Raw genomic sequence first — 22,886 nt, 5'->3', positions numbered from 1 at the left:
CGGGCGGCGCGCGGCACGCGGGCGGTTCACGTCACGAACACCACCCCGGTATCGGTCCCCGCCGGTGTGTACTCCGCCAGCCGGGCCCGCAGGCCGTCCTCGCGCTGCGGCTGGTACAGGTCGTGGTACGCGCCCATCTCGGCACCGTCCTCCGCGCCGCGCCGGATCTCCTGCGCGCAGCCCGCCGCCAACTGCGCGTACCACGGCGTGCCGTAGCGCTCGGCGCGCAGCAGCGGCCGCACCCGCGCGGCGTCCGCCGGGCCGGCGAGGTCCGGCTGGCAGCGGTAGCGGCGCGGGGTGCGCGAACCCGGTGGGACGTAACTGAACCGCAGGCAGCCCACACCGCGCCGGGCGATCTGCATCCGGCCGGTGAACAGGGAGTTCTCGGCGAGTTCCACGGCATGGGTGTGCACCTCGCCGAGGACCGTCGTCCGGTGGGCGTACAGCACCGCGTGCGCCAGCCGGCAGTCCGGCGCCGACAGCGCCGCACGGTCCGCGCCGGTGGCGTCCAGGACCGAGTCGCGCAGGTGGATCGGCAGCGGGTCGGTGCCCACCTCGTCGCCGATCACCTCGATCGTGCCCAGGACGGTCCGGTCGACCTCCACACACGCCGTGGTCCGGTCCAGGACCAGGCTCGGTTCCTCGGGGGAGCGCGGAGCGCACTCCGGCTCCAGGGACCAGCCGGGCACCAGCGTGCAGTGCCGCAGCACCAGCGCGCCCATCGGCCCGGAGACGTGCAGCCCCCGGCCGGTGACCAGCAGTCCGTCCAGCACCACTCGCGGCCGCTCGCCCGGCGGGCAATCTGCCTCCTGCGCACGGATGTTGAGCGCGTCGGGCCGGTTGCTGTACCAGTCGAGCAGCCGGATGACCGGCCGGGTGCCCTCGGCCGCCCGCAGCTCCAGCCGGTCGCCCGGCTCCAGTTCGAAGTCCAGCTGCTCCTGGTAGGCGCCGCTGTGGGTGATCTCGATGATGCCCTCGGGCGCGCACCGTCCGGCCCGGCGGTCGTGCTGCCAGGCCCCGTACGCGTCCATGATCCGCTGGAAGGGCTGGCCCGGCCCGACCCGGTAGACGGCGGCGTCCGGGGCGGTGACCCGTTCCCGTGCGTACTCGCCGCCGCCCAGCTCGTCCCCGAACCCGTAGTGGTAGTCCACCCAGACGCCCTGCCGGGGCGCCGACCGGGCACCGAACGCGATCCGGCCCAGCTCCGGGTCGACGGCGACCTGCCCGCGCTTCGGCCGGTAGCGCCACCCGCTCAGGTCCGCGACGACGATGTCGGCGAGCGGGACGGGCGCGTCCTCGCCGTCCCGCCGGACGGTGAAGCTCTTGCCCGGCCCGTAATGGTCCGCGAGCCGGTCGTGCAGCTGCCGACGGCCGATCAGGGCCGGCACGTTGTCGAGGGTGGCGAGATGCGTCGCGGACGGCTCCGGCTCCGGGCGGGTCACCAGCGGTGTGTCCTGGCCCAGGATCGAGAAGGTGTAGAGGTGACGGGCTCGGTCGATGCAGTACGCGGGCGCCCGGGTCACCGCGTACGGCCGCAGCCGCCACACGAACAGCCCGACCCCCGCCGGTGCGTAACCGCCCTGCGTACGGCGGGAGTCGGCCCGGCGGACGTCCACCGAGCGGGCCACCGTACCGAACGGCCCGCCGGCCAGGTCCAGCGCCGCCCCGTCCCGGACGTCCACCAGCCGTCCGCGCCCCCGCCGCCGCTCGTTGGTGGCCTCGGTGCCCGACCCGTACAGCTTCACCGGCTGCTGGTGCGCGACCAGCCGGGAGAGCTCCACCGCCCGCGCCGGCCAGCCCGCCACCGACGCCGACAGCTCCTCCAGCAGCGCCAGGGTGCCCTTGCGCCGCCGGTGGCCGACCGTCGCCGCCACTTCGCGGCGCGGCGCCAACGCCTGGGCCAGCCGTCGCCGCGAGGAGTCCGGCAGCCCGCCGTCCCGCAGCCCGGTCGCCAGCACCCGCTCGTATCCGGGCAGCGGGCGGTAGCCCACCAGGTCCCCGAGGTAGGGCAGCACCCACTCCGCGGCGGTCTCCACGAACCAGTCGTCGTACTGCTGGGCGACGCCGTCCCGGACCCGGTCCAGCTGCTCGGCGATCACCGCCAGCAGCGCCCGCAGCGGCTCCCCGGCCGCGGGATCGGCGGAGTCCCGCAGCCGGTGCCACTGCGGAAGCAGCTCCGCGAGCCCGTCCGGCTCCCTGGTCGAGGTCATCGGGTCACCTCCGTGAGGATCAGGGTGTCCGCCACCCGCGGCGAGAACAGCGCCAGTTGGGCCGGGCGGACACCGCGGAAGACACAGACCGCGCGGCCCTTCGGCAGTGGCCGGGTGTCGGTGAGGTCGGGGTTGAGGCGCAGCAGTTCGGCCAGCGGGAGGCCGTAGCGGGCGGCGACGGCGCTCAGCGTCTCGCCGTCGTCCGCGGCCACCTCGTGGATCCGCTCGTCGTAGCGGGCCGCGCGGGCCGGCACCGACGGATCCGGCGGTCCGGCGAACCGCCCGGCCGACGCGGCGAGTTCCTCGGCGGTGACGGAGGCCGGGACGCCGGTGAAGGCGTCCACGTCGACGTGGTCGACGCCCGGTACGGACTGGGCCGCGGCGAGCACCTCCGACAGGTGCGCCGGCTGCCCCAGCTCCCGGCCGTCGAAGCCCAGCCGGGCCAGCAGCGCCTGCCGCACCCGCGGTTCGACCAGCGCCCAGGAGTGGTCCGGCGCCACCTTCACCCGTGCCGTGCACAGCAGCAGCACCGGCTCGCGCACCTCCACCCGCACCGGCAGCCCGGCATCGCCGTACGTCGCCAGCGAGGACCGCAGCGCCCGCAGCACCTCCGAGTCCGGCGCCAGCGGGATGTCGTCGACCCCCGCCACCGTCAGGTGCAGCACCCTGCGCCGCCCGTCGAAGAGTTCCCGCGCCGAGGCTCGTCCGATGCCGGCCCGGGAGCGCGCGAAGTCCTCGTGGTCGGCGAGCGAGACCAGCCGGTCCAGCGCGGAGACGGCCAGCGGGACGGTGCGCCGGGTCAGCGCCGGCCCGTCGGCGTCCGCGCCGCCGGCGGCGGGCTGCGGATTGGTCACGCCGGTGACGCCGAGCGGCCGGGTCACCGCCTGGGTGATGCGGTCGGCGGCGACGTTCGCCGCCCGTCCGGTGCCGAAGCGGTAGCGGGCCCGTACGTTGTCGTGGCCGGACGGCAGCCGGGCGCCGTGCACCCCGTCGCCGAAGGTCACCGTCGTACGGCCGCCCCCACCCTCGGCGCCGCTCGACCGGGAGGTACCCCCACCGGTCGTCCCGGTCACGTACACCCGCTCGGTGGGACCCCGCCCGGCCAGGCTGTCCACCGCGTGCCAGCGCAGCCCGTCGACGCGGATCTCCAGTTCGGGGGTGGCTCCCAGAGGGTTGTCCGCCGGCAGCCAGGTCAGCGGCGACTGCCACAGCGCGAACGTCTGGTGGGCGCGCGCCGCATCACCGCTGCCGATCGGCTCGTCCCGGCTCTCCCCGTGCGTGGCCGGTACGACGTTGCCCTGGACGCGCACGGTGTCCCGGCGGTAGCGGTGGACCAGGTCGGCGGTGAGGGTGAGCACCGTGTGGACGTGGTCGCCCGGCAGCTCCGGGTCCAGCCGCTGGTCCACCGACGCGATCACGGCCGGCTCGGTGGCCCGTAGTCCCACCGGCCCGGGGACGTCGGTGCGTTCGCCGGAGACGATCAGCCGCCGCCCCGGTGTCAGCCCGTCGTAGAGCTCGGCGAGTTCCAGCTCGTTGCCGTGCACGTCCTCGTCCAGCGGCTCGTCCGCCCTCCGCAGCGGCTCGCCGGCGGCGTACACCGTGGTGTCCCGGATCGCCGAGAGCACCACGTCGTGGTCGTCCAACCAGGGGTCGGCCAGGGTGAGTTCGGTGCCGCGGCCGGTGATCCCGAAGTCGGTGTAGGCGGCGGTGCGGACCGCGGTCACCCGGGTCGTCACCGACGCCAGCTTCCGGTCGCCGGGGATGCCGTCGGCACCGCCCGCGCCCTTGCGGGGGCGCTGCACCACCACCCAGCTGCCGACCGTGATGGCGTCCTGCACGGTGTCCAGCCGCAGCACCGAGCGGTTGGCGGGGGCCGGGACGGTCGCGATGCCGATCTCCACGGCGGGCGGTTCGCTGCCGGGCGTGCGGCGCACGGTCACCTCGTACTCCCCGTGCCGGACCTGGTCCTGCTCGCCGGGTCCCAGGTGCCAGACCCGGGTGTCGCCGTTGTGCACCGCGACCTCGACCCGGCCCGCGTCGTCGGGGCGGCCCACGAACAGCGTCCGCTCGGGCAGTCCGGACAGCAGCCGAGCGGTGATCCCGGACTCCTGCGAGTCGGTGGGGCGGCGGCCCAGCCAGCTCAGGTCGTGGTCCTGGCCGGTGCGGGTGGACAGCTCGATCCGGCCCGGACCGAAATCGAAGGCGGTGTCGGCCGGGAGGTTCTCGGTGCGCTGCACCGAACTGCCCGTCTCGAGGTGCTGGAACTCCGCCTTCACCGGCACCTTGCCGGCCGTGTCGAAGACGATCCGGACGCTGGTCAGCACGCCCCCGGTCAGCGGCCAGTCGGCCTGCCGGATCACCCGGCCCTTGTCGTCCTGCACGGGCTTTTGCGGCGCGGTCGCCCCGAAGGGCGCCGCGGTCACCCGCATCGCCAGCAGCTCCCGCAGCGCGGTGGGCACCACCGGGGCGGCCCGCCGCCACGCCGCGTACATCCCCTCCGCGAGGCGCGGGTCCAGCGCGGACAGCAGCCGGGCGGTCAGGTCCGAGCCGGGGGAGGAGGGTCCGGCCCCGGCGCCCGAGGGCGGGCGGACGACGCTGGTGCGCAGGGCCGGCAGGACGGCGGACAGCGCCCGCAGCGCGGCGGCCGCCGGGTCGGCGGGACCCGCTGTCCGTCGCGGCTCCGGCCCGGGCGGCACGGTACGGGCCGGCGCCAACTCCTCGGCCCGCTGCCGCAGTTCGCCGACCACCGCGGCCAGCCGCGCGAACCAGGCCGCGACCTCCTCGTACGGCGCGGCCAGCGCCTCCGCCTCGATCAGCCGCTGGTGCGGCCCGGCCAGCCGCGCGGCGAACGCCTCCGGCGACCTCCCGGCCTCGCCGTCCAGGTCCTTGCGCAACGGCGCCAGCACCTGGACGTCGAAGGTGTCGATCAGCTTGCTGACGGGCCGCGGGTCGGGCGTCTCGGGGGTGGCGGGCCCCGGCTCCTGCGGATCGTCCGGGTCCCCGCCGTCCGCCGGCACGGTGATCCACTGCCGCACCTCGTCCACCAGCTCCTTGAGCGTGGGCGGCGCGGACTGCGGCAGACCGAGCGCGGTGAGGTGCTCGTCCTGATCGGTCCGCACCCGCGCCACCGGCAGCAACAGCTGCTGCGTACCGCCGAAGTCGAACAGCAGCCGGTCCCCGGTCCGCAGGGCGGTGGAGGTGCCCACGACGAACAGCTCCGACCGCTTCGCCAGGTCCGCGGGGACCAGCAGCGCCGGCCGCCGCCTGCGCACCGCGAGGTCGTTCCACGCCCAGCGCGCGGTGAGGTCCTCGTCCGTCTCGAAGGTCTGCGCCTCCTCGCCGGTCGCGGCCGGGACGCTGTGGCTGCGCGCCCCGCGCGGGATCACCACCGGCAGGTCCTCGGCGCGCGGGTCCTTGTCGACGGTGTACGCCAGGAGGGTGTCGGCCGCGACACCGGGCCGCGGCCGGTGTCCGACCAGCCGCCCCAGCAGGGCCAGCGACCGGTGCTCGTTCGCCGTCCGCAGGTACCCCTCGTCCGCGATCCGTTCGCTGTGGAAGGTCAGCACGTCACCGAGCACCGCCGCGGCGTCCAGCAGCCCGATCGCCGGGTCGTCCGGGGTGCGGACGGTCAGCCGGCGCAGCGCCGGGTAGGCGGGCGAGGCCAGCCGGTCCAGCATCCCGGCCAGGAAGGCGCCGTGGTCGCCGACGCGGTAGTCCAGGGCCGTCCGGCCCGGCGGGTTGTACAGGGCGTCGGGGGCGCGGCGTTCGTCACTGCCGCCGCCCCGGCCGCCGCACCCGCAGTCGCAGCCGGTCGTGTTCATCGCACACCCCCAGGCTCTCCGGCGTCCCCTACGGGTCCGATGTCGATGACCAGCCGCCCGTTCTCCGGCCGTTCCGGGTCGTTGTCGCACACGGCGATCTCCAGTGGGCCGAGCCGCAGCACACCGTCCTCCCGTTCTCCCTCGTCCTGATGGAACAGCCGTTGCAGCCGGGTCACCTGCACGCTCCGCACCCCCGGGACGGCCGCGGCGAGCGCCACCAGGCGGCTTTGCCGGACCGGTTCGCCGAACGTCAGCGCGTCCGGGTGGAAGAAGCCGAGCCGGCCGCCGGGCAGCCGGCGGTTGCCCAGCACCCGGTACAACTCGGCCAGGATCTGCCCGTGTTGGTGCCCGGGCGCCGCGCAGACCTCCAGCGCCAGGTCCACCGGCACCGTCCTGGCCGGCGCCACGACCAGGTCGTGCCCGATCCGCCGGTAGCCCTCCAGCGCGTCCGCGACCGACGCCAGCAGCCGGGGGTCCGGCTCGCCGGTCCCCGCCGCGTCGACGGCCACATGTGCCTCCCGGACGCTGCCGGTCCAGCGGAGCTCGGCCGCCGCCCGCTGCACACCGGGCAGCGCCGACGCCAGCTCCGCGTAGTCCGCCGCGGTGACCGCCCGCCGCCGGGTGCGCCGGAGGTCGAGCGGCGCGAGCTGCCGCACCTGCTCGATCGGCTCCGGCTCCGTGCCGCCGGTCGCCGGCAGCGGGTTGCGCACCCCGGCGACCGGCAGCGCAACGGCCGCGTCGGTCTCCTCGGCGGGCCGGCGCAGGACCAGGTGGTTGATGGCCTCCGCCCCGACGTTGCCGGCCCGGCCGCCGCCGAGGCGGTAGTGCAGCTCCAGCCGGCTGCCCGGCTCGGGCCGGGCACCGTGGTACCCGTCCCCGAAGCGCAGCGCGAACCGCCCGTCGTCCTCCAGCTCACCGACGAAGTGCCGGTCGCGGGGCCCGCTGTCGAGGAGGTCGCGGCACGGCGTCCAGACCCGTGCGCCACCGTCCTGCACGATCCGTACGGCGGGCAGCGCGGCCCGCGGATCGGGCCGCAGACCGGCCGCCGGCCCGTGCAGCACCGGCTCGTCCGGGTGCAGCCCCACCGCGTACGCCGGCCCCCACGTCTGCGCGATCTCCCAGGCGATCCGCCCGTCCAGCACGGTGCCCGCCCGGGCCCGCGCGGTCAGCACCGCCAGCCGCCGGAGCGTGGCGTCCAGCAGCCGGTCGGCGCGGTGCAGCAGCTCGCGCAGCGCCCGTACGGGATGCCGGCGCAGCTGAAGCCGTTCCAGGACCTCCAGCCCGAAGAGCACGGTCAGTTCGGCGATCTCGTCGTCCGTCAGCCCGTCGTGGTCGCGGGCGCCGCGCCACAGCTCCGTCAGCCGGGCCCGCATCCGCTCGGGCAGGTCCGCCAGCCGGTCGGCCTGTGCCGCGGCCACCTGCGCGGGCTGCGGGAAGGGCACGGTCCGGGCGACGGGGGAGCGGTGCAGCACCGGCCGGAAGCGCGGCGCGATGCCCGGGTAGACGGACTGCGCGAGCAGGGTGCGCAGCGCCGCGGCCTGCTCGTGCGCGGTGCCCGGCACCACGCGCTCGGTCCGCTGCCCCGCCCGCTCCAGACCGAGCCCCGCCCGTACGGTCGCCTCCTCCCCGACGACCCGGAACAGCTCCCGGACGTCGTCCGGCACCAGTGACCGATGACAACTCGTCTGTTCCACGAGGTGGTTGATGGTCCGCGCGGTGGCGTTCCCACCGCCCGCGCGGTCACCGCAGCCGAACGCCGGTGGCTCGCAGGAGTCGAGGACGGCCGGCACGGGCGGCACGGTGACCGTCTCGGGCACGCCGTCGGGGGCGGCCCCGAAGACCAGCGACCGCCCGTGATCCACCAGGACGACATTGCCGCGCGCCACGCTCACGTCCGCCACCGGCGCGCAGTCGGTGCCGCCCAGGGTGGCCAGTCGCAGCGGGAAGGTCAGCGCGTCCTGTGGCGCCCAGGCCACCTCCAGCACCGGCTGGTCGTCGAGCCGGTCCACGGCCGGGGTGACCGAGGTGAGGCGGACGACCTGCCGGTGCGCCGGGTCCTGGTCGCCCGGCGTCCCCGTACGGGGCCCCTTGACCTCCTCGAAGAGCAGCAGGTCACCGGGGGACAGGCGCAGCGCCCGGGCCTCGCAGCCGTCGTCCGCCCATGCGTCCCGCAGCGTCGCGCCCGTCGCCCCCGTCGGCAGCGAACACACCTCCCCGCCCCAGGTCCACAGCCGGATGGCGTTGTGCGCGGGCCGAGCGGTCAGCGGCGCCGGTGCGACCGGCTCGAAGACCTCCACCGCCCCCCGCTCGTCCAGCACGGCCAGCTCCCGGTCGTCGATCACCGTCCCGATCTCCGGCCGGTCGCGCGGCGCGTACGTCCGGACGTCGACCGCGGCGAACCGGAACGCGCCCGGCAACAGCGTCAGTTCCGCCCCGACCGTCAGGGACACGAACGCCCGCGCACTGCACCCGTCGTGCATCGGATAGTCGATCAGCCGCACATGCCGCCGCACCGACACCCGCCGCCGCGCCGTGTCGAGATACGCCTCGGTCGCCACCGCGTCCTGCTGATAGCTGATCCGGTCCGCGGTGTGGGCGAGCAGCTCGACCAACGTCATCCCCAGGTCCGCCGGGCTGCGCTCCACCCAGTCGGGGCTGGTCAGCCGCAGCCGGTCGAGGACGAGCTGCCGCAGGGCGTCGTAGTCCCGGGCGGTGTAGTCGATGACCGGCGCTGGCCGGAAGGTGTCCGGGCAGGCGTCGCCCCCGCCCTCGTCGGCCACGCAGTCGAAGGGGCTGGGACAGTCGGGCCGGAAGGAGAACTCCGCGCCGGCGTACCGCTGGTCGAACCCCTCGTACGGCTCCGTCCCCGGCCGCCCGTACGGATCGGCCGCCACGAGGGAGAGCCGGTAGCGCGAGGTGTCCCCGGTCCGGTCCAGCGTCACCAGCAGCCGGTCGTCGAGCTCGGGGTCCTCCTCCCGCTCGACGGAGACCTCCACGGCCGCCAGCCCGGTGATCCGCCGCCCGCCGTCGATGCGCACGTTCTCCGGGCCCAGGCCGTGCGGCGCCTTCCCCAGAAAGGTGACCGTCAACGTCACCCCGTCGTCCGCGGCCTCCACCGCGTCGATCCCGTTGAGCCGCGCCGCCCTGATCCGGCTCCGGCGGCTCGCCCCGGCGCCGGCCGTCCCGCCCGCGGTGCCGTTGTGCTGCTGGCTCATCCCTCGCCCCGCCCCTCGAAGACCTCGTCCCGCCGGCTCGCGGTGGAGCGCACCACATAGCGCAGGTGGACCCGTACGACGTTCTCCTCGCTCACCACGTCCAGCGCCTCGACCTCGATCAGGTCCCCCAGCCACCGCTGCAACGAGGCCTGGACGGACAGCTCCACGGCCGACGCCAGCTCCGGACTGTTCGGGGTGAAGACCAGATCCAGCAGCCCGCACCCGAACTCCGGCCGCATCACCCGTTCGCCCGGGCTGGTGAACAGCAACTGCTCGATCAGGTCCCGTACATGGTCGTCGTGGTCCGCATGCGCCGTCCGCCCCCGCCGGTCGATCCGGAACGGGAACGCGATCTCGGTACGGACCTGCCGCCTGGCCCTCATCGACTGAAAACCCCCTGATGGCCCTGTCGGCCCTGTTGGACGGACGCCACGACCGGCGGACCCTGCGGCACCGGCCCGGCGCTGAAGCACATCGCCGCGGTGGTGTCCAGCAGCACCGGCACCCCGTCGACCCGTACGGCGTCGCCGTCCGCGGCCGGCGTCCATCGCAGGTCGCTGCACGGCCGTGGCCGGCCGCCGACCGTGTGCGGGCACCCGCTGATCGTGAAGACGTCCCCGGCGGACACCACCGGCGCACCGTCGATCCGTACGGTGCCGCCGGATCCCGCTGCCGAGGCCGGTAACGCGCGCCCACCGTGCGGACATGCGATCGCAGTCCCGCCGTGGACGAGATTTCCGCTCGCCATCTGTGCTCTGCCCCCGTTCCGTTCAGCGCTTCCTGGGCACGGTCAGCCGGCCCTCATTGATGTCGACCTGATCCCCGGCCAGCGAAATCGAGGCGCCGTGGCCGTTGTTGATGTGCACGCCGGTGGCATCGATCCGCACGTACGCCCCGCCCGGTGCCTCCAGCAGAATTCCGTTGCTGGGCACGTCCGACAGCACGATCTTGTGCTTCCCGGGCGTCTGGATCACGACCGGATGTGCCGTGGCGGGCCCGGTCTGCGCGTCCTCCGGCAATTCGTCCCGCCGCCCGTACCAGCACCCGGTCCACACCGGGAAACTCGGATCGCCCTGCTCGAACTCCACCCACACCCCGGCCCCGACCGACGGCACCACCACCTGCCCGGCCCGCTCCCCGGTGAACGGAAAGCACGGCAGCGCCCAGGTGGAGGTCTCGTCCCCCAGCACGTCCGGGACCTGCACCCGGAGCCGCCCGATCCCCATCGGGTCGTCGTTCGCCGCCACCCGCCCCCGGAACTTCCCCAGAAAGCGGTTATCGGGTCCACCAGCCATACCTGTCTCTCCTGGTTGTCGTGAGGTGGCGCTAAGGGCCGTCGTCGTGCCCCCGCCAGCGGGACGGGGCCCTCAGGGACGTACGGTCCCGCTCCGCGCGATCAGTCCCTCCCGCGACAGGGTGAAGTTCTGCTGGTAGGAGCCCGGCCGCAGATTCGTCGTCACGCTCTTCACGTAGTAATCGCCGTCATAGGTCACTCCCGCGCCCCGCACCCCCACCAACTCCCGGGCCCGCAGCACATATCCGTGCCGGTTGACGTCCAGCTGCCCCGACCCCGAAACGGCATCGGCCGAGGTCGCCGCCCTGGCCAGCGCCTCCGCTCTGGCCAGCGCCTCGTCCTTCTTGGCGGTACCGGTCAGGGTCCTCCGCTTGAGGGCCGGCGAGGCCCGCAGCCCCAACGGCGGCCGGAGCGGGCTGATGTCCGGCGGTGCCAGCAGCGGCGCCCGCCGCGTCACCGGATCCTGCACCCGGGCCTGCGGCTCCTCCCGCGCCGTCCCGTCGTACGCGAACGTCAACTGGTCCACGGTCGAGTGCACATCCATGTTCACGTTCAGTGCGTGCTGCCGCTGCCCCAGCCGCTGCTCCGGCCCCCAGAAGGCGGTGGACCGCCCCGGCACCGGCCCCGGATCGAGGTAGAAGGTGTAACCGTTCGCCCTGGCCAGCTCGTTCACATACTGCAGATCCGTGCCCACCTGGTAGTCCACCCGGGCCTGCTCCCGCGGCGGCTGCGGAATCTGCTCCCGGATGATCCGGGCGTCGATCCCGTAATCCGCGTACCCGCCGAGAATCCGCTCCACCCGCTGCGAGGGCGCGAGATTGGGATACCGGTCGGTCCGCTCCTCCAGGTCCATGAGCAGGGTGAGGTCCTCCCCCGTCACGGTCAGCGTGGTCTGCCCCGGCTGGTTGCTCGCCCCCACCTCCTGCCGCACGATCAGCCCGTCCAGCAGCACGAACGGCGTCCCCTTGACCGACACCGCGACGATCACCCGGGTCCGGGGATCGAAGAACCCCTCGGGCAACAACCGCTGAACGATCGCCCCCTTCTTCGTCAGATCGAACGCGATCTGGAACCCCGACCGCTCACCCGCCGTGCTGGTCACCTGCGCCGACAACAGCGCCTCGGTCACCTCCGGCGGCACCGGCCGGGCCAGCTTCGGCCCCATGTACAGCGACACATGAACGGGCCCCCGCCCGACGGGCTGGTCCTCACCCATGCCCTACCCCCGGGCCGCCCAGGACGCCGCCCACGCCACCGCCCGTTGCGCCGCCGGTCGCGCCGCCCGGGAAGCCCCCCGCCAGCGGAACGGCAATCTCTTCCCCCGGCTCATCCGTCAACTCCCGGGGATCGAGCACCGGATTGGCATCGGCGATCCGCCACCACTGCCCCGGATCCCCGAAGTACCGCTGCCCGAGCTGGTCCGCCCGCTCACCGCTGCGGACGACGTGCGGCACGACCTCCTCCGCGGCCTCGGCCAGCGGCGGGAGCAACCGCCTCTTGGCGTACCTCACCTCGCTCCCGTCCTCGGCCCGGTACACCCCGATCTCGACCCCGTGGTACCGGCTGCTCCGGGGATACGGATGCGCCCCGGGAACGTCGTCCAACGCCCGCTCATACGGCTCGATCACCCTCAGATCCCCCTCCCGCCCAGCCCCAGCTGCGCAAAGGTCCCACTCCGCGCCGCCCGCGCCAGCTGCTCCTTCTGCGCCAGATGCGCGAGGTACAGCTCGGCCCCCCGATGCCCGGCCGGCAGATCGCTCACGGTCAGCACCTTCATCCCGATGCTGAGCGACGCCCGAATCGGATTGAGGTTCACATCGAAGGCCGACTCATTGACCGACAGCTCCGTCAGCCGCACCGGCATGACCCGCTTGCTCCCCCAGGTGAACAGCGTCAACGGCGTCTCGATCGGACTGATCTCGATGGTCCCCTTCTTGCTCAGGTGCGAGGCCGCCCGCAGCTGCGCCGTGGTGGGCTGCACCAACATCTCCAGCACGGCGAGTTGGGGATGGATCCCGTCCGGCGCCGCCACGTCCAGCTGATCGGTCGCGTCAATCTCGGCGGTGAACTTCCAGCTCTCCTGGGCGGGCCCCTTCAGCCGCAACGCCTCGTTCCGGTCCCCACCTCCACTGCCGCCCCCGCCGCTGTCCCCTTCTCCACCGGCTGATTGGGGCTGAACCGACCGTTCCAGGGTGTCCGGATTGAACTGGAGGACAATGATGCGCTGCGGGGTGCCGCGCTCGGGGTCAACGACGACTAATCCGGAGCGGATGGGCTTGGGGATGTCGGCGTAGGTGGTCATCGATTTCCTCTTCCTCGGAGCGTTTTCATCGAGTAGGGAATCGTTTGTGTTTAAGTGGTGGGCGAGTTGGTGATTCTGTCGCGGAAGATCTTCAACGATTCGCGCGCTTCCGCACGGACAACCTCATCCGTTTCGTGTTGACTGAGATACTCCAACAGCGGATCGAGCTGCTTCCACGACATGATGGACGATGCTAGTAGGGCGACGCGCCGCACCACTGGTTCCGGGTCGTTCAGCGCCCATCGAATGACGGCGAAAAGGGCCGGGTTGAACTCTTCTGAGCTTTGAATCGCCAGCATTCGCAGCGAGTCCATGACGTCGCTCGTCTCTCGCTGGCTGATGGCGAGATCAGTGAGGGAGGAAGGGGTGTGTACCTCTACGTTGTCGCGAATTTCTGCGGTTACCTGCGAGGCGGATTCGCCTTCGATGGCAATGTAGTGAACTCGGAAAACGTCGTCCTCGATCCAGTGCACTGCGGTGCCATAATCACCAAGTGCCCAAACTTCCTCAAAGATCTGATCGTCGTCGGAGGGATCCAGGGCTACTGGAATCCAGTTCAGCTGCTCGGCCAGGCGGTGCATCCGTCCCCGGTCGAACGGCTTCTTTGGGATGAGTTTCGTGAGTTCCGTCAACGCGCTTCCTTAGCTGTGGTGCATTCGCGATGTGGGTGTGTGTCGTCAAGAGGCTTCAAGAGTGGGCCCCTGGCTCGTTTGGCATTATTATCCGTCCGCCTGGCGCCAAGTAACGTGCGGTGTCCCTCATGAGCCATTTCTCGAACTCCCCGATGAGTTGCTCATCGCTGAGGTAGTAATTGTCGGCCTTGAGTTGAGCGAAGGCTCTGATGAGAAGGTTCGCCTCCCTTTCTCTCATTAGGTCAGTGGCGGTGCTGATTTCCTCCCCGCGTTTTGTTAGTCCTGTTCCGTCCTTCCTCCTGAAGGTAGCTTGGAGTCCTTCCGGATCATGCATGAAAGGTGCCGCTGGCACGGCGTTAACCGGGGACATGTAGTTCGTGTTGACCACGACATCCCGTAATGTCCCTCCCGGGAAGGTGGCTAGGCGCCAGGCCAATAGGTTGGCTACCGATGCAGGGTGGTGCCTTCCGCCTTCGACTTCGCCCATGAGTCGTGCGATGGCGGCCATGCTGGCAAGCGCTTTCGGGTCTCTGTGGAAGAACTCGTCGGTAGGCATCCTGCGGCGTAGGAGCTGGAGGTAGGCCTGTTGCATTCGACTTCGAGTAATCCGGGAAGTGTCCGCGGTGCTGAGGGTTGTTTCTCCCATGCTGAGTGCCATGCGGCCTTGCAGCGCTTCCAGAGTCTCTGCTGCTGCGGGCTTCGGATCCGATCCCGGTTTTCCTGGCTTGGCGGTGTAGTGGCCGGTGCCCAATCCGCTCCTCACGACGATGTTGCCGGGGTTAGGTCGTCCTCGTTCGGCCACGACCGCTGAATCGCCGGAGAGGGAAGCCATGTCGATGTTCTCTTCACCCGATGGCCGTCCGGTCCGCATCGCCGCGGACTCGACAATGGGTGCGGCGGCTGGGCGTACCACTTCTTTGGCAGCTTTGTCCTGGGCGGTCTTGGACTCGCCTTGCTCCTGGGCCCGCTGCCTCGCTTGATCCCGCAAGTCCTGGTGTTCGTCCTGAGCTGCGTTGACTCGCTCGGCCAGTGGGCGCACGCGCGGATCCTGATGAGCTCTACCGGCTACCCTCCGGAAGATTCCAGACAGTCTGGGCTGATTCTCCTCAACTATCCTGCGCCCGTCCTCCATCCCTCTCAAGGGGTCCTTTTCAGGGTTCAGGACTGCGGTGATCTTGTCTCGCGCACCTTCAGGTAGCTTGCTGAGAGACGTAAGGCGATACCAAGCCTTCAGTCCTCCGAGGAGGGCGCGGAGCGGGGAGCCTGCGATGCCTCGCCGAACCACTTTCTCAAGTAGTGGGTGAAGTTTGGTGACGATCTTATCGAGTCGACTCTGCTTGGAGTCCTTCGAGTTCTCCTTCTTCTTCCTGTCTTCCTTCGTCTGCTTTTTGTGTTCCTGCTTGTGTTTCCTGTGGCCCCGCAGCTGATCGCGCTTTTTCTTGAAGAAGTCCCGGGTCTTCTTCGCCGCGTTCTTCAGCGCCTTGCCGACCTTGGACTTGCGGAGTTTCTTGCCCAGCGCCTTGCCGGCGTTGCGGACCTTCTTGAGGGCGGACTTGACCTTGCCCTTGATCTTCTTGAGGGCGCGGCCCAGCGGGGACTTGGGCTTGCTGGGCTTGGTGCGCTTGGGGGCCTCGGTCTCCTTCTTCTTGGACGGCTTGTCGGGCTTCTTGTCCTTCTTGGCGTCCGGGCCGTCCTTCTCCGGGGTCCGCTCCTTGGGCTTGTCCGGGGCGTCCCTGTCCGGCCGCTTGTTGGGGGAACTCGCCTCGTCCCTGGTCTTCTTGGCGTCCGCTTCGTCCTCGTGGCGTTTCTTTGCCGGGTCCGGGGTCTTGCTCGTAGGGCGGCCCGTCGGGTGGGTGTCCGGCTGGTGCTTCGGGCGGGTGGCGCCGGGGGTGCGGTCCGTTGAGGCGCCGGGGCGGGAGGGGACGCGGGGGCCCTTGGGCTTGGTGGGGCCGGCTGGTTTGCGGAGGGACTGGGCGGCCTTGCGGGTGGCGGCGCGGGCGGAGTTGACGGCCTTGCCGGCCGCCTTGCGGGCGCCCTTGCCGGCCTTCTTCAGGCCGGCGGCGATCTTCTGGGCCATGGCCTTGAGGCGGTTGCCGACACCCTTGGCGGCGCGGCCGAGGCGGGCCAGCAGGAGGTTGGTGATCAGTTCCAGGAGGGCGACCACGCCGGCGGCCACGGCCTCGGCGAAGAGGCAGGCGGCGGGGCCGGCCTTAACGGCCTTGAGGAAGGCGAAGAACTTACCGAAGGCGGCGAGGATCGCGCTGACCGACTGCCAGGCGGCCATCAGGCCCTGGATGATCGTGAGGATCGCGCCGGCCGCCGGGATGATCATCGAGACGACCTTCTCGATGACCAGGGCGGCGATCATCATGGGCAGCGAGGCGATGATCGCGTCCCAGGCCATCTTGCCGATCTGCTTCAGGGACATACAGCCCTTGATCAAGACGTTGATGACCGTCTTGCCGAGGCCGAGGATGCCTTCGACCTTGGTGTCGAACCACTGCTTCACCGCGGTCTTGATGGCGCCCCAGAGGTGTTCCTGGATGCCTGTTTTCGCGGCGCTACCGGCCTTCTTCAACCAGCCGCCCGGGTCCGGGGCGATGTCGGCGACCAGGGCGGCGAATTTGCCCAGCGCTTCGATGGCGGCCTCGGCGAATTTCAGGGCGCCGATGATGGCGTCGCGGAAGATCTTGATGGCGGCCTTCAGGCCCGCTTCGAGGACGTCGAGCAGGGCGTTGAGGCCGGCGGCGAGGGCGTCGAGGAGCGTGTTGACGGCCTTTTTCAGGCCGTCGGCGAGCTTGTTGACGGTGGCGATGGCCGCGTCGCGCAGGCCCTCGATGGTTTTGCGGAACTTGTCGCGGAGGGTCGGGAAGGCGGCGAGGAGGACGTCGCCGATGGCGATCAGGGCGTCGGCGACGACATTGATGGCCTTGATGGCGAAGTCGCGGACCGCGTCGATCGCCTTGTTGGCGAAGTCCTTGAAGGCGTCGATGACGCCGTTGATGGCCTTACGGGCCTCGTCGAAGACCTTGGTGACGGCGTCCAGCAGGTCCTTGAAGAAGTCCCCGATGGCGTCGATGAGTTTGCCGAAGAGGGAGTCGGAGTCCTTCTTCTTCTCCTCCTTCTTCTGTTTGGCGTCCTTCTCTGCCTGGTCGGCCTTGCCGTCGATGTCCTTGTTATCGGTGTTCTTGCGGTCCTCGACCTTCTTGTCCCGGTCGTCGCGCTCCTTGGTTATCTTGTCGTTGCCGTCCTTGTGCTCCTTCTCGGTGTCCTTGTCGGCCTTCTCGATCTTCTGGTCCTGCTCGTCGCGCCAGCTCTGACGCTCCGAGTGGACCTGTTCGGCGGCCCGGCCGCGCTCCGCCGTCTGCTGCTCGGCGTTGCGGGAGACCTCGTCGTCGATCTCCTGCTGCTTCTGCTGCTTGGCCTTCTGCTCGCCCTGCTGTTGCTCCTTCTCCTTGGCGGCCATCTCGTTCTGGGACTGGGCTGTCGCGCCCTTGATCTCGCCACCGCGCTCCTGTTTGGCGACGGTGCCGACACCGGGCTTGGGAGTGCCGCCGGGCGCCTTGCCCGCACCGGCCCCACCCCCGCCACCGCCCGCGCGTCCGCTCGGCGCCTTGCCCCGCAGCTCCTCCTTGGGCGCATTGGGGAAGATCTTGTCCTCGCCCATGGGCTTGGAGGCGTCCGTCCGGCCCGTGTCCTGGATCTTGCCCTGCTTCTCCTTGAGCTTCTCCGCCTGCTTGTCCGTACGCTGCGGGTCGCTCTCGCCCTCCAGCTTGATCTTGGGGGCCGGGCCGACCGTCTTGTTGCGGAGCTCGGGGTCGGTGGTCGGAACCTGGTCGGCCGCGGCCTCGACGCTCTTGGCGTCGCCGGCCGTCAGCTTGCCGTCCTTGCTCGGTGGCACCTGCGGCGTCGGGATGTTGTCGGTGGGCTTGGCGCCCTGCGCCTTGTCGCTGCCCTTGGCCCGCTGCTTCTCGCCCTGGTCCTCGGGGCCGACCTTCTCCAGGCTGCCGCTGACCGCGGTCTCCGGCGCCTCCGACTGCGGGGGCGCCGCCTGGGTCTGTGGCGCGCCCGAAGGGCGTTCCCGCTTCGGCGGGTTGGCGGCCAGCCGCTGCTGCTCCTGGCCGACCTTCTTGTCCGCCGCGCTGTCCACGCCCGGTAGTACGGCCTGCGCCTGGTCGGGAGCGAGCGAACCGGCCGTACGCAGTGCCGACTTGGGGTCCTGCCCCGAGACGTCCGGCGGCTCTTCCTTCTTCTCCTTGGTGTCCTGCGCACCGCCGCCCCCGCCGCACGACCCGCCGCCCTCGTCCTTCTCGGCGGACGGCGCCGGGGGCGCACAGCCGCCACCGTCCTTCTCCAGTGAGGCATCGGGCTGCGCCTTGGCGCCCTCGGGAGCGGGCGCGCCCATCTTGCCGGGGTTCTCGGCCTGTTCGGCCGCCGGGCTGACCGCGGCCCGGGCGACGGACGGCGCACCACCGGGCCCGGCGGCGGCAGCGGGCGCCGCGGCCGGCTCGGTCGCGCCGACCGCCCCGCTGGGTGCCGCCCCCGGGCCACCCTCCTTCGGCACCGCGCTCTTGGGCGCCGCCGCCTCCCGCTCACCTCGTACCGGCTCCGCGCCACGCCGTGCGGCGGGTGACGGGTGACGGTCCTGGACCGGCGTCTTCTCGGTGTGCGCACCCGCGGGCGGGGCCAGGGACGAGGCCGCGGGTCCGGCCCCGGCACCGGCCGGGGCGGCGGAGGCGGCGCCCGTGGGCTTGTCGGCGGCCGCGCCCTGCGGATGCCCCTTGGCCTCCCGCTGCTCCTCGTGCGCGTCCTGGTCCTTCTTCTCCTGCTGTGCTTCCTGGGCCTGTTGGGCGTCCGGCGCCTCATCGCCGTCGCCCGCCCGCTCGTCCCGCTCCGCGTCCCGGTCCGCCGCGTCCTGCTTGGCGGCCCTGGCCCCGTCCTCGTCCTGGTCCTGCTGCTGTTCGGGGTCCTTCTTCTCCTCGGCCTCCTGCTCCGGATCCTGCCTGTCCCCGGCCTCCGGATCGGGACCGACCTCCTGCTCGACCGGCTTCTCCGGCTGGAGGTCCTGCTCGCTGCGGTCGGGGGCCTCGGACGCCGGGCCGTGCTCGGGCTGCGGCGCCTCGCCCTCGACGGGGCCGCGCTCCTCACCGGGCGCCTTGGCCTCGGCCTCCGGGGCCTCCTCGTCCTCCTCCTCGTCGGCGTCGTTCTCCCGCTCCTTCTGGATCCGCTCGGCCCTGGTCGGCGGGGGAGCGGGGAAGGACGGCATGCTCGCCGTGGGGCGCTCCGCCGTCGGCACGGAGGACAGGTCGGGGTCGGCGTCCGGGACGAAGTCCTCGGGCTTCAGCGCCACCTCGCCCGCGCCAGAACCCCCGCCCCGCGGCTCCTCCTGCCCGCCGTCGACCTCCCGGTCGGCCCCCGCCTCCAGCCCGATCGGCTGTTCCTCCTCGCGGGGCTCGCCCTCGTCCTCGTCCTGCTCGTTCAGCCCGTGCTCGGACAGCGGGCTGTCGCGCTGCTCGGCCCGTTCGTCCACCTTCTCGGGGCGTACCGCCCCCGGCTGCTCCCGCTTCTTCTTCTCAAGCTCTTCCTGCTTCGACCCGTCCGCGGGCTTCTTCGCACCGTCCTTGCGCTGGCGCTTGTCCGCGCCCGGGCGGTTGGCCTGCTCCGGGTCCTGCTCCTCGCGCTCCCGCTGCTCCTTGCGCTCCTCCTTGGTGCGCTCGGCGCCGTCCTGGCCCTGCTCGGCCTTCTCCGCGTCCTGCTGGTCGGCCTGCTCGCGCTCCTGGGACTGCTTCTCCTCGTCCTGCTGCTGTTCCTTCTCGGAGTCCGCGAGCTCCTCGGCCCGTTCGTCCTCCTTGGTCTTGCGCTCGCCGGCTTCCTTCTGCTCCGCCGACGCGTCCCGCTGCGCCCGGGACTGCTCCTGCTCGCGCTTGCCGTCCCGGCTCTTGACGTCCCTCTTCTCCTCGGCGGCATCCTCGTCCCGGGCCTGTTCGGACTCCTTCTCGCCCGTAGTACGGCCGGCCTGCACCGCCCGCTCGTCCAGCAGGAGAGTGAGCGCGTCCGGGACCGGCTCGGGCACGTTCAGCGGTTGCAGCCCGAGCGGCGCGACCTCCGCCTCGGCGGTCAGGTCCAGCAGCCGGTCGTACTCCGGCGACAGCAGCCGCACTGCCAGCCGGTCCAGCACCGACTCCTGCAACTCCGGTCCCATACGGGCGAGTTGTCCGCGAACACGTCCCGACAGGTCCTCCGGATCACCCCGCAGTGACCGCAGCACCCCGTTCGCCAGCCGGTCCACCAGCGTCGCCGGGTCCACCAGCTCCAGCCGTCGGCGGTCGGCGTCGACCGTGGCGTACCTCAGCCAGCCAGGGGTGGCCTGACCCTCCTCGATCTCCGCGGCCGCATCGTCCTCCCGCGCCGACTGCCGTAACGCGCCCAGCACCGACGCCTGCGCCGCCGACTCCGCCTCCCGCTCCACCGCCTCCTGCGGCAGGCTCACCGACCCCAGGTCGCGGCCGGCCCGCAACGCGCCCAGGCCGTGCGGATTCTGGACGGTGTGCAGCAGCTCGTGCGCGAGCAGCCGTTGGCCGTCGGCCGTGCCGGGGCGGTACGCACCCTCGCGGAAGAAGAGGTCCTGGCCGACCGCGAAGGCGTCCGCGCCCATCATCTCGGCCAGGTGCCCCGAGTCCCGGTCGGTGTGCAGGCGGACCCGGCTGAAGTCATGGCCGAGCTGTTCCTCCAGCTCACGGCGGACGCTCAGGTCGAGGGGCTGGCCGGCGCCGCTGACGATGTCCTTGGGCTCGGGCGTACGGGCCTTGGCCGCCCGCTCCTTGCGCTGGCGCCGCTTCGCCTCCGCGGCCCGGCGCTCCTGCGCGGACGACGGTGCGGTACTCATGATGCGTCCCCCCGTCCCGCCAGCCCCGCGTGCACCGCGCGGGCCAGCGCCTCGCCCAGGCGCCCGGGGGAGGTGGTGGCCGGCAGCGGTGGGAGGCCGGTGAGCGCGTCGAGGGTGACGCCCGGACCGTCCGCGACCAGGGGGACGCCCCGCTCGTGGACGAGCCGGGCCAGTTCGGCTTCGAAGGCGGCGGTGAGCCGGGTCGGGTCGATACGGCGGTCGAAGCCGTCCAGGACCAGTTCGCCGATGTCGATGCGGAAGGAGCGCGGGGCGGCGTCCCGCTGCGGTGTGGTGGCCGCGGGCTCCCGGGCGCTGCTGCTGCGGATCTCGCTCAGACCCATCCGTGGACCTCCGACGGCGTCAAGGAGCGTTCCAGCTTCAGGTATTCGGTACGGGCCGCCGCCAGCATGTGGCGCATCTGGAGGCGGTCACCCTCCTCGGCGGCCAGGAAGGCGCCGGAGAGCGCGATGTTGCGGATCGAGCCGCCGGCGACGGTGAGCCGGGCCAGCAGCGCCGGGTCGATGCCCTTGACCGGGGCCCGGGCGGGCAGCACCCGGCGCCAGATCTCCGCGCGCTCCTTCTCCCCGGGGAAGGGGAAGTCGACGACGAAGCGGATCCGGCGCAGGAAGGCGGAGTCCAGCGCCTTCTTCATGTTGGTGGTGAGGACGGCCAGGCCGCGGTAGGCCTCCATCCGCATCAGTAGGTAGCTGACCTCCAGGTTGGCGTAGCGGTCGTGGCTGTCCTTGACCTCGCTGCGCTTGCCGAACAGCGCGTCCGCCTCGTCGAAGAGCAGCAGCGCCCCGCCGCGCTCGGCCGCGTCGAAGACCCGGCTGAGGTTCTTCTCGGTCTCGCCGATGTACTTGCTGACGACCTGGGAGAGGTCGATAACGAAGAGGTCCAGGCCCAGCTCCTTGGCCATGACCTCGGCGGCCAGCGTCTTGCCGGTGCCGGAGCCGCCCGCGAAGAGCGCGGTGACGCCCAGGCCGCTGCGGAGCGAGGCCGCAAAGCCCCAGTCCTGGTAGACGGTGGCGCGCTGCCGCACGTGCGCCACGATCTCCTGGAGGATGCGCAGCTGGCGGTCGGCGAGGACCAGGTCGTCCCAGCCGGCGCGGGGCTCGATCCGGCGGCCCAACTCGTCCAGGCCCATCCGGGCCTCGGTGAGGCCGGCCTGCCAGGCCAGCTCGACGGCGGCGTCCGACGCGCCCGCACCCGCACTCGGGCCCGCACCCGCACTCGGGCCCGCACCCGCACTCGGGCCCGCACCCGTGCCCGGCCCCGGCCCCGGTCCCGCGCCCGGGAGGTCGCGACGGACGGCCGCGGCAGCCGCCCGGACGACATGCGGCGGGAGCTGGAACTGGGCCACCAGGGATTGGATATGACGTGCTGTCATTTCTGGCACATCGCGGAACGCGGCGGTCCACAGGCCCAGCTGCTCCTCGTCGGAGAGCTTCGGTACGGTCACCCGCTCGCCGCGGGGGTGCTCGGTCCGGCGCGGTTCCGGGCTCGAAACCACCAGTGGGACCGCCGCGCCCGCGATGAAGGCGTCCGTCGCGGCGTGCTGGTCCCGGTCCAGCTCGCCGACCTCGACCAACAGCGCGGCGGGCAGCAGGATCGCCTCGCGCTGCCAGAGCCGGGCCAGCCGGTCGCGTTCGGCGGGGTCGGTGGGGATGTCGTCGGCGGGCATGGCGTACAGCCCGAGTCCCGCCCGGCGGGCGGCCGTTGCGGCGATGTCGGCGCGGGTGCGCAGGTCCGCGCCGACCAGTTCGACGCGGAGCGGGGAGTCCGGGCCGCCGCCCGCCCAGCCCGCCGCGACCCGGTCGGCGGCCGCGGCGTACGAGGGCGGCAGCGACGCGGGTGCGGTCGTACGGCGCAGCAGCCCGTGCAGCCTGGCGTCCAGGTACGGCGCGCCGACCAGGAAGTGCAGGATGCGCTCGTCCAGGCGGAGCCGGGTGGTGGTCAGGCGGGTCTCGTCGTCCAGCTCGACCAGCCGCCAGCGGCGCAACGGGGCGACGGGGGTGAGGGCGCTCCAGTGCGGGTCCGCCAGCGCGGCCAGGGCCAGCGCGAACGTGGGGTGGGTGTGGCCGGGGTCGGCGCTCGCGGCGGCGCAGCGGGCACCGGTCGTCGGGTCCAGCTCGGCCGCCGCGGCCAGCAGGACGATCTCCCGCTCGAAGGGGCTGAGGCCGAAGCAGTCGGTCAGCGCGTCGAGGGCGGGGAGCGGGGGAGGCGGGGCGGTGGCGGAGGCGGAGGGGGCCGCGGTGGCGCCGGCCGGCGTGTGGCCGTCGGACGGCTCCCGGGGCGGCCCGCCGTCGCCCCTGCTCCCGTCGCCCTGCCCGCCGCCGGTCTGGCTCCCGTCGTCCGTGCCGCCGGCGCGGGCGGCGTGCCGGTCCAGGCGGGTCAGTACGGACCGCACGGCTGCGGCCAGCGCGGCACCGTCCCCGTCCCCGTCCGGGGATGCGGGCCGGGCGCGGGACGCCGTACGCGCCCCCTCGGCACCGCTGTTGGCCATGTCGTCGGCTCCCCCCGCTG

At 72.4% G+C, this 22,886-nt stretch carries 13 protein-coding genes; all 13 read right to left on the bottom strand.

Annotated elements, in window-relative coordinates:
* Window positions 1-26: 26 nt before the first annotated feature.
* A complete protein-coding gene (locus AB0G84_RS30340; RefSeq protein WP_361327785.1) occupies window positions 27-2,210 on the bottom strand; it encodes a hypothetical protein in 2,184 nt (727 codons plus the stop codon).
* Complete coding sequence (locus AB0G84_RS30335) at window positions 2,207-6,031, bottom strand: putative baseplate assembly protein (RefSeq protein WP_361327782.1); 3,825 nt, start codon at window positions 6,029-6,031, stop codon at window positions 2,207-2,209. The genes AB0G84_RS30340 and AB0G84_RS30335 overlap by 4 nt, the downstream gene beginning before the upstream one ends.
* Window positions 6,028-9,246 carry a putative baseplate assembly protein gene (locus tag AB0G84_RS30330; protein WP_361327779.1) on the bottom strand — a complete coding sequence of 1,073 codons (3,219 nt, stop codon included), beginning with the start codon at window positions 9,244-9,246 and terminating at the stop codon, window positions 6,028-6,030. The genes AB0G84_RS30335 and AB0G84_RS30330 overlap by 4 nt, the downstream gene beginning before the upstream one ends.
* Window positions 9,243-9,629 carry a GPW/gp25 family protein gene (locus AB0G84_RS30325; RefSeq protein ID WP_361327776.1) on the bottom strand — a complete coding sequence of 129 codons (387 nt, stop codon included), beginning with the start codon at window positions 9,627-9,629 and terminating at the stop codon, window positions 9,243-9,245. The genes AB0G84_RS30330 and AB0G84_RS30325 overlap by 4 nt, the downstream gene beginning before the upstream one ends.
* Entirely contained in the window at window positions 9,626-9,877 is a 252-nt protein-coding gene (locus AB0G84_RS30320; protein WP_361327773.1) for a hypothetical protein, read from the bottom strand. The genes AB0G84_RS30325 and AB0G84_RS30320 overlap by 4 nt, the downstream gene beginning before the upstream one ends.
* Before the next feature lie 139 nt (window positions 9,878-10,016).
* Window positions 10,017-10,541: a phage baseplate assembly protein V gene (locus AB0G84_RS30315; RefSeq protein WP_361327770.1), complete on the bottom strand. Its 525-nt coding sequence runs from the start codon at window positions 10,539-10,541 to the stop codon at window positions 10,017-10,019.
* Window positions 10,542-10,613: 72 nt separating this feature from the next.
* The gene (locus AB0G84_RS30310) at window positions 10,614-11,756 is read right to left on the bottom strand and encodes a hypothetical protein (RefSeq protein WP_361327767.1); all 1,143 of its coding nucleotides are present in this window, start codon (window positions 11,754-11,756) and stop codon (window positions 10,614-10,616) included.
* A complete protein-coding gene (locus AB0G84_RS30305) occupies window positions 11,749-12,174 on the bottom strand; it encodes a hypothetical protein (RefSeq protein WP_361327919.1) in 426 nt (141 codons plus the stop codon). The genes AB0G84_RS30310 and AB0G84_RS30305 overlap by 8 nt, the downstream gene beginning before the upstream one ends.
* Complete coding sequence (locus AB0G84_RS30300; RefSeq protein WP_361327764.1) at window positions 12,171-12,842, bottom strand: hypothetical protein; 672 nt, start codon at window positions 12,840-12,842, stop codon at window positions 12,171-12,173. Before AB0G84_RS30300 ends, AB0G84_RS30305 begins: the two co-directional genes overlap by 4 nt.
* A gap of 50 nt (window positions 12,843-12,892) precedes the next feature.
* Window positions 12,893-13,474 carry a HEAT repeat domain-containing protein gene (locus AB0G84_RS30295; protein ID WP_361327761.1) on the bottom strand — a complete coding sequence of 194 codons (582 nt, stop codon included), beginning with the start codon at window positions 13,472-13,474 and terminating at the stop codon, window positions 12,893-12,895.
* A 55-nt stretch (window positions 13,475-13,529) separates the two neighbouring features.
* Complete coding sequence (locus AB0G84_RS30290) at window positions 13,530-20,360, bottom strand: DUF4157 domain-containing protein (protein WP_361327758.1); 6,831 nt, start codon at window positions 20,358-20,360, stop codon at window positions 13,530-13,532.
* Window positions 20,357-20,701 (bottom strand): hypothetical protein, encoded by a 345-nt coding sequence (locus AB0G84_RS30285; protein WP_361327755.1) that lies wholly within the window; start codon window positions 20,699-20,701, stop codon window positions 20,357-20,359. Before AB0G84_RS30285 ends, AB0G84_RS30290 begins: the two co-directional genes overlap by 4 nt.
* Window positions 20,692-22,866: an ATP-binding protein gene (locus AB0G84_RS30280; protein ID WP_361327752.1), complete on the bottom strand. Its 2,175-nt coding sequence runs from the start codon at window positions 22,864-22,866 to the stop codon at window positions 20,692-20,694. Before AB0G84_RS30280 ends, AB0G84_RS30285 begins: the two co-directional genes overlap by 10 nt.
* Window positions 22,867-22,886: the final 20 nt, after the last annotated feature.

This window comes from Streptomyces sp. NPDC020742 (assembly GCF_040641675.1).
Lineage (GTDB): Bacteria > Actinomycetota > Actinomycetes > Streptomycetales > Streptomycetaceae > Streptomyces.
Note: the sequence above shows the minus strand (reverse complement) of the source record. Positions and strands in the feature narration are given on the sequence as shown.

Coding starts and splice junctions, on each gene's coding strand:
- AB0G84_RS30340 (WP_361327785.1), bottom strand. CDS start 2,210: ATGACCTCGACCAGGGAGCCGGACGGGCTCGCGGAGCTGCTTCCGCAG.
- AB0G84_RS30335 (WP_361327782.1), bottom strand. CDS start 6,031: ATGAACACGACCGGCTGCGACTGCGGGTGCGGCGGCCGGGGCGGCGGC.
- AB0G84_RS30330 (WP_361327779.1), bottom strand. CDS start 9,246: ATGAGCCAGCAGCACAACGGCACCGCGGGCGGGACGGCCGGCGCCGGG.
- AB0G84_RS30325 (WP_361327776.1), bottom strand. CDS start 9,629: ATGAGGGCCAGGCGGCAGGTCCGTACCGAGATCGCGTTCCCGTTCCGG.
- AB0G84_RS30315 (WP_361327770.1), bottom strand. CDS start 10,541: ATGGCTGGTGGACCCGATAACCGCTTTCTGGGGAAGTTCCGGGGGCGG.
- AB0G84_RS30310 (WP_361327767.1), bottom strand. CDS start 11,756: ATGGGTGAGGACCAGCCCGTCGGGCGGGGGCCCGTTCATGTGTCGCTG.
- AB0G84_RS30300 (WP_361327764.1), bottom strand. CDS start 12,842: ATGACCACCTACGCCGACATCCCCAAGCCCATCCGCTCCGGATTAGTC.
- AB0G84_RS30290 (WP_361327758.1), bottom strand. CDS start 20,360: ATGAGTACCGCACCGTCGTCCGCGCAGGAGCGCCGGGCCGCGGAGGCG.
- AB0G84_RS30285 (WP_361327755.1), bottom strand. CDS start 20,701: ATGGGTCTGAGCGAGATCCGCAGCAGCAGCGCCCGGGAGCCCGCGGCC.
- AB0G84_RS30280 (WP_361327752.1), bottom strand. CDS start 22,866: ATGGCCAACAGCGGTGCCGAGGGGGCGCGTACGGCGTCCCGCGCCCGG.